At 43.9% G+C, this 7495-nt stretch carries 5 protein-coding genes; 4 read left to right on the forward strand and 1 reads right to left on the reverse strand.

The window, feature by feature from the left end; translation table 11 throughout:
* Positions 1-42 precede the first annotated feature (42 nt).
* On the reverse strand, positions 43-528 hold the full coding sequence (locus PQ511_RS19135; protein WP_273853541.1) for a hypothetical protein: 486 nt from the start codon (positions 526-528) through the stop codon (positions 43-45).
* Between the two features lie 349 nt (positions 529-877).
* On the opposite strand from PQ511_RS19135, the gene PQ511_RS19140 reads away from it, so the two are divergent.
* The 4 genes from PQ511_RS19140 to PQ511_RS19155 all read left to right on the forward strand — a co-directional run bounded on the left by PQ511_RS19140 (position 878) and on the right by PQ511_RS19155 (position 7341).
* Positions 878-1351: a MarR family winged helix-turn-helix transcriptional regulator gene (locus PQ511_RS19140; RefSeq protein ID WP_273853542.1), complete on the forward strand. Its 474-nt coding sequence runs from the start codon at positions 878-880 to the stop codon at positions 1349-1351.
* A 587-nt stretch (positions 1352-1938) separates the two neighbouring features.
* Positions 1939-3831, forward strand: a complete 1893-nt coding sequence (locus PQ511_RS19145; protein WP_273853543.1) for a putative thiazole-containing bacteriocin maturation protein — start codon at positions 1939-1941, stop codon at positions 3829-3831.
* A complete protein-coding gene (locus tag PQ511_RS19150; protein WP_273853544.1) occupies positions 3828-5750 on the forward strand; it encodes a TOMM precursor leader peptide-binding protein in 1923 nt (640 codons plus the stop codon). Before PQ511_RS19145 ends, PQ511_RS19150 begins: the two co-directional genes overlap by 4 nt.
* Before the next feature lie 19 nt (positions 5751-5769).
* Positions 5770-7341, forward strand: a complete 1572-nt coding sequence (locus tag PQ511_RS19155; RefSeq protein WP_273853545.1) for a SagB family peptide dehydrogenase — start codon at positions 5770-5772, stop codon at positions 7339-7341.
* The last annotated feature ends 154 nt before the right edge of the window (positions 7342-7495 follow it).

Consider the following 7495-nt stretch of genomic DNA (forward strand, 5'->3'; position numbering starts at 1 on the left):
TAATTCATTCAAGAAGTCCTTTTCCTACCTACCCATTTCCAATCACCTAACGACTGTTTTCTCAGGTGTATAGTATTTCTCATAACCGCTAAACTGTTTCAAGAAATCTTCAATCCCTTTCCTTGCATCTTCTAAATTACCCGCAAGCTCTTTAATAGCAAGTATCTCCCACTCCATCACCCACCACAGTTCACTAGCCAGTTCGCTGTCTTCTAATGGTATCTCGTTAACCATTGTCAACATGTATCCAACATTAGAAAAATCCCGACTCTCTTTCAGGTACTCATTTATAAGTCCAAGGATCACTTTTACTATAAACGTAGCATCTACATGCCCCTTAACAAGCTTTAGTTTTGAACGCACCTCAGCAGGGTGCTGATTCACTGCTAATGACACGTCAATCAGCTCAATTGGAGGGTGATCTAGTTCTTCTATTAATTGGTCCGTCCACTGAATGACATCTTTTACTTCGAAATATCCAACCTCAAGACCCACTCGATGGATCTCTGCCGCTACTTTTAAATTCATGATTCTGTCCTCATCTCAATGTGTTTTTCAGATGTTAATTATTTCAAAAAAAGGTTCTTCACACAATCATTCTTTTTCGATCCTCACGTGAAAACAAGCCAAAAAAGCCTCGTACTGATACGTTGCTTCCTGGTCGTTTCGTTATTCTCCAATACATGCTACTGTGGTTCAATCGTATCTTGAACGATGGTTGCGGGTTTAAAAGCACTTTCCTAATGACGATCAGCTTTTTCAATTAAAGAAGCTTCACTAGGTAACGACTATGACTTTTCTAATCTATCAGATTATTTCCTGCTCGTTGTATTTTATAGTAAAATAGAACTAAACCTCTTTTGGAAAGGATCGATGTATGGAAAACCAATTGCACTACATCATGAATCACATGCGAGCGGCATTCAAAGTGTTAGATAAGGAATGGCAAATGGCCGCAAAAGATTTGGGGATCACTCAGGCAGAACAACATATATTGTGGATTGTGTATTTAGAAAAATCCATCACCCTCACCAAACTAGCTGAATTGAGTCTACTGGATATTTCAACGGTCGCTCAAGTCTTAACCCGTATGACAAAAAAAGACCTGGTCATCCAAACGAAAAAGAATCAGGATCGACGCGTTACCTATGTATCACTCAGCCCACAAGGTGAGAACACTCTGCGTACATCTTCCACTTACGAATATCAATTCTGGAACTATATGAAAGAAATGGATCCACACAAACGAGCTCAGTTTATGTCCATCGTATCTGATATGAACAAACACTTCTATGGCAATTCATTTGTAGAATGGGTAGAGCAAACGTCAAAAAAATCGATAGCGGATTAATCAAAAAACATCATTAACAATTCGCCATTCAATGTGATGTTCATGGGTCGAACAAGATTCACATACGGTATCATGCTTCTCGACTAGATAAGCAACGTGCTGGCCGGGAGTGAAATCGCGAAAACAGTTTTTACAAAAAAACTCAGTTGAAAAGATACGAGGCACAGTATGATCGTCTCCTTATTTTAAGATATATAAAAGTGTACCGATTCTATTTGAAAATGGATCGTTCTGGTGTGTTTTGTATAGGTTGGGAGTAGAAAAGAGCGTTTATCTATGGAAAGATAAGCGCTCTTTCGTCAGTTGATCGGTTTCGCTCTAGTATTCTTGCACATTCCTCCTATTTGGTGGAGGAAACCATGATAATTCCGCGAAAATCAATTTTATTCCGCGAAAAACGAATTAATTCCGCGGAAATCAATTTTATTCCGCGAAACGTTAAAATCAAGCGCACCTCCCTTAACCCTTAGGCAACTTCTCCAGAAATCACCTTCAATCCCCCTTCCCCACCTTGTCCACACATATGAGACAAAACCGCCAACATAGACTCATAGTATGAAGTCAGATCTATGGTCAGGAGGTATGTCATGACGAATGTTCAACCTTCCATGCGTTTAAAGCTAAAGAAAGGCACTTTCTTCATGCCAGAGCCGAGTAGCGTTTATTTCCGCAACAATGCAGGGTCTTTTCGAATGGAAGGGAACACGATCCAACAATGGATTGAAAAACTGATCCCGATGTATAACGGTGAGTATTCACTAGAAACCCTCACTGAAGGACTAACAAAGCCCTACCGTGATCGCGTTTACGAGATTACAGATACTCTGTATACAAATGGATTTCTACGTGACGTTAGTCAGGATCTTCCCCACCAATTACCGTCACATGTGGTGGAGAAGTTTCGTTCACAAATTGAATACATCGAAAGCTTTACTGATTCTGGAGCTTATCGATTTCAGCAATACCGGCAGAAAAGCGTTCTCGTTGTTGGAGAAGGAGCCATGTTAATAGCCCTTGCTTCATCATTACTTACATCTGGTTTGCCTCGTTTCCAGACGCTACTAACAGATGAAAAGATGAACCCACAACGAATCAAACAATTAGAAACAGCTGCAAGAAAATCAGATCCTGAAGTCTCTATTGAAGTTTTGGTGAAAAGAGGACCGATCGCCTGGGAAAGGCAGATCGAACCATTTGACGCAATTTTATATGTGTCTTCCGAAGAAAATGTCCAGGAGCTCCGCAGTCTTCTGCACGCCTGTAAAGAAAAGAAAAAGCCATTTCTTCCCGCCATCTGTACAAAAGGAGTGGGAATGGCCGGCCCGCTCGTTACGCAAGACAGCGGCTGCTGGGAATCAGCATGGCGAAGTTTACATGTAGAATCGGCTAACTCCGGCTCTTTTTCACCACCTGCTGGCGCAATGCTCGCAAATATGGTCGTATTTGAATGGTTTAAAAGGAGCACAGGCATTCCTCTCCTTTCGAACAATCAGGCGTTTCTGCTAAATCTCGAAACTCTTGAAGGCAAATGGCATCCCTATCGCCATCATCCGCTCGTCTCAGGAAAGATTGAAGTTGAAAAGGTCTCCAACGAATTTAGTGAAGAGAAGAAAAAAGATCCGAACAAACTTCTTTACTATTTCAGTCAGCTAACCAGCCAGCTGGGCATTTTTCATAAGTGGGAAGAAGATGAACTGAGTCAATTACCTTTAGCTCAGTGTGAGATTCAGTCAGTTAACGTGAAACCATCCGGATCGTCTCTGTTACATCCAAGTTTAATAAGTTCAGCTTTAACACACGAAGAAGCAAGGATTGATGCGGGATTGACTGGAATCGAGGAATACGTTCTGCCATTAAAAGAAGAAATTATCTCGTCACTTCCCTCTTCTTTCGAAAAGGCAACGTACTCACAAAACGATCTCCACATAGGGGCTGGAGATACGTTTGTTGAGGCTGTGAGTCGCGCGCTGCAAACAGCGTTAGAAGAGGAATGGAATCAGAAAGCCGATCAGTGCATGGAAGGCATTTATCGATTCGCACCTCAACAGGTTGAAGACAATCCCTGTCGCTACTATTTGAAAGTTTTAAACTCGATGAAAAAAGTACCGGATCTTGCGTTAGGAAAAGATACGTACGGACTTCCGGTCGTATGGAGAAGAGCATCGGATAACCGCTGGTACGGGAGCGTCGGGATGACGCTTGAGCTGGCATTACGACGTGCGCTCCTACAAGCCGTGAAAGAGGCGCAAAATAACACTATTTCAGCAGAACTCTCTTTTTCGACCATTCCTTTTAAAGATAAATCGATTCAGTCCATTGATATCCCTTCATATGCCCCACACAACCAGTCGACTGTTCTTCGTTCTGTTATGAACCGTTTCAACAAGCTCTCGATTATCAAAATAAAGCTTGATACGTTTGAAAAAGATAGAGTCATAAACATCTTTGGCGTGTTGTTACGAGAGGGGGAAATGACGTGATTGCTAACGTAACCTTAGTTGGAAACGGTCTGCTTCGGGATTGCGTAGCTGAGCAACTCGCTCCCCACTCTTCCCTCACGCTTCGCGCAGATTTTGAAGAGCCAATACCTGAGAACACATCCTTATTGCTCGTTATTCACGACGGCTGGAATCCCTCACTCCATAAACAAGCGGAAGAAGTGTCACGAGAGCTCGGAATCAATTGGCTACGCGCCTACTTCTCATTTGGCGAAGGGGTGATCGGCCCACTCGTTCGTCCCGGTCAAGAAGGCTGTTCCCAATGTGCCGATACGCGAAAGATGATGGCCGCAACCGATCGTGAGGATCTATGGAAAATTCAACAATCTTTCACCAAAGGCAACCCCATTCAGGATCAATGGGTTTCACAAACAGGCATTCTGCATATGGCTCAATATATTAAAAATGAAGTGCTCGCGTCTCATTCTACGGAATTAGATGGAGCGATCCACCTCCTAAACATGGCAACTCTTGAAAGCTCTCGCCACCGGATCTTACCAGATGCCTATTGTTCGGTGTGCAGCTCTCTTCCAGAAGATACGGATGAGGTGATGACGTTAAAACCAAGTCTAAAAGTCAGCGGCTACCGCACTCGGTCGATCGACGACTTACGAAACGTGCTCTCAAAGGATTACCTTGATTCACGCACTGGCCTTTTAAATCGTCTGATGATCGATTTTGAAACAACGTATGCGGATGCGATTGTGAACCTCCCTCTATTCAACGGAAATGAAGGCTCTGCGGGAAGAACAAATTCCTATGCGATGAGTCAAATGACAGCGATACTGGAAGGATTGGAACGTTCGTGTGGGATTGACCCGAAAGGAAAAAGAACCGTTGTATACGATTCCTATCGTAACCTGGATCGCGCTTTGAACCCGCTTCAACTTGGTGTTCATGCTGAGGAACAGTATGCCGAGCGTGGGTATCCGTTTACCCCTTTTCATCCTGATCGAAAAATGAACTGGGTGTGGGGCTATTCCCTTCTAAAGAAAGAACCGATCCTCGTACCGGAACGTCTCGCCTATTACAGCATGGGCTGTGGCGACGGATTTGTGTTTGAAACGTCAAACGGCTGTGCAATAGGCGGAAGTCTTGAAGAAGCCATTTTCTACGGCATGATGGAAGTGCTTGAACGCGATTCGTTTCTCATCACCTGGTACGCCCAGCTCCCGCTCCCGCAAATTGATCCTTACTCATCAAACGACGAAGAGCTCCACTTGATGATTGACCGGATGCAGGAGATTACGGGTTATGATCTTTATTTATACAATGCCACGATGGAACACGGCATTCCATGTATTTTAACGATTACGAAGAACCGCACTTCAGACTATGATCGCTTAAATCTCATGTGTGCAGCTGGTGCCCATCTTGATCCCGTTCGCGCCGTGAAAAGCGCGATCTTTGAAAGCGTGGGCATGATCACACCGTTAAATAAAGAATTTAAACAGAAAAAAGAAGACTTTCTAGCCATGTATCATGATTCTTCGCTGGTGAAGAAAATGGATGATCACGGCATGCTTTATGGACTTCCTGAAGCAGAAAAACGCCTTCACTTTTTACTAAATCAAAATCGACCGCTGCAAACATTCCAAGAAGCCTTTCAACCGCCAAAACCTCATGATGATCTAACCGATGACCTGCAAAGCCTGTTACAAACGTTCCGTCAATTAAACCTGGATGTGATCGTCGTGGATCAAACAACACCTGAAATTAAACGAAACGGACTCCACTGCGCAAAAGTGATCATCCCCGGCATGCTTCCAATGACATTTGGCCATCATCTGAGACGTGTCACAGGCTTAAGTCGAGTATTAACGGTTCCGAAACAATTAGGATATGTTGATCGAGAACTAACAATTGAGGAGCTAAACCCTTATCCGCATCCATTTCCTTAACGTGGCAAGGAGGTATGTCATGGATCTCGACCTGTTTTTACACCAGCTTCATTTTCAAAATGAACGTGTGACACCACCGAACTGGGAAGTGAATTGGGATGACGCTCCTTATCCTTTTAAGCTGTACCGCGACTTACCAGAATACCGCCTTTCTTACGATAGACCAGCGATTGAAGATCAGCACCCTGTCCCAAGCCCTGATCTGAATACGATCGGTCATTTTCTTTGGTATGTGTATGGGCTAACTCAGTTTCACCTGACCGCATTCCCGTCTTCTACAGGTGAAGAATCAGCTGAAACAATGCAAGGATTCCGCCGCTTCCCGCCTTCGGGTGGCGGCTTATACCCGAGTGAACTCTATGTTTATCTGAAGCTAGAAAACTTACCACACGGAATCTATCACTATGATGTCGCACATCATCGCCTTCTCTTGCTTCGAAAGGGAAACGTTGATGCTTACTTCACGCGCGCACTTGGAAATAGCTCGACCCTTTCCAATTGTTTTGGAGCGGTCATCATTACCACAATGTTTTGGAAAAACTTTTTTAAATACCACAACTTTTCATATCGTCTTCAGGGGTTGGATGCTGGCGCGCTGACGGGGCAGCTGTTAGAGGTATGTAAACAGAGTTGTTTCCATCCTAAAGTTCATGTTCAATTTCTGGATGGAGCAATCAATCACCTACTCGGGCTAGACGGTAAGGAGGAAAGCACCTATGCCGTAATCCCGCTTTCAGAGTATAAAATCCCAGATGATGAAACGCTCAGTAAGAGCACAGCTACAGAATTGAGGAGCACCATTCCAAAGATCCATACGACGTATGTTCAACGTTCGGAAAACGTCTTGCCTTTCCCTGAAATCGCGGAGCTTCATCAGGAGACGCTCCTTGAATCTACTGAGTTATTCCGAAAGTTAGGAACAAGAGAAGAAAAAAGGAATAGTAAGATAAAAATCGCTTTGCCAGAACCCAAGCCCCTATCCAGTGACTTCGCTCAAGCTTGCTGTAACCGCTATTCTCCAGACATGGACTTTAGTTCACATCAATTGGATCAGGTTCAGCTTGCTTCGTTGCTTAAGGAAAGCATGAATTCCTATAGATATGATAATGATCTAGATAAAGAAGAAAATCAGAGGCCGCGCCTCTCCATTTATGGCTGCTTTTATCAGATTGACGGCATCCCAAACGGTGCATATCGGTATGACGCCGCTTCCCATTCTCTCTCTCTTATAAAAGAAGGTGACTTTCGTTTTAGCCTCCAGGCTGGGATGTCCCTTCACAATGTTAATCTGCATCAAGTCCCAGTTTGTCTCCATATCGTTGGGGAACGAGAGCATCACAAAGCAGAACTTGGCTACAGAGGTTATCGCATCCAACACATCGAAGCGGGGATGCTGCTTCAGCGAATCTTGTTAACAGCAAGCGCACTTGGCATGAACGGCCATCCCCTGCTTGGGTTTGATATTAATGGATGTGATAAGATTTACGAACTAGAAGATGCAAAGAAAACGACGATTATTCAAGTGCCTGTTGGGTTTCATCGGGCTAAGAGCTGGTTGGTTGGGGGGATCGGCGGGGAATCGCTGGTTTGAATCGCTGGGAATCGCGGGGGAATCGCGGGGACGGTTCGAGACCAGTGAAAAACTAACGTTTTTTTCTTAGACTTAATAGCTAACCCTAAATAAAGAATATAATAGAAGCTTTTCAACCAAATATACATGAAAAAAGAGGACGCTATCGTAGCGA

This window comes from Guptibacillus spartinae (genome assembly GCF_028610625.1).
Taxonomy (GTDB): domain Bacteria; phylum Bacillota; class Bacilli; order Bacillales; family Guptibacillaceae; genus Guptibacillus; species Guptibacillus spartinae.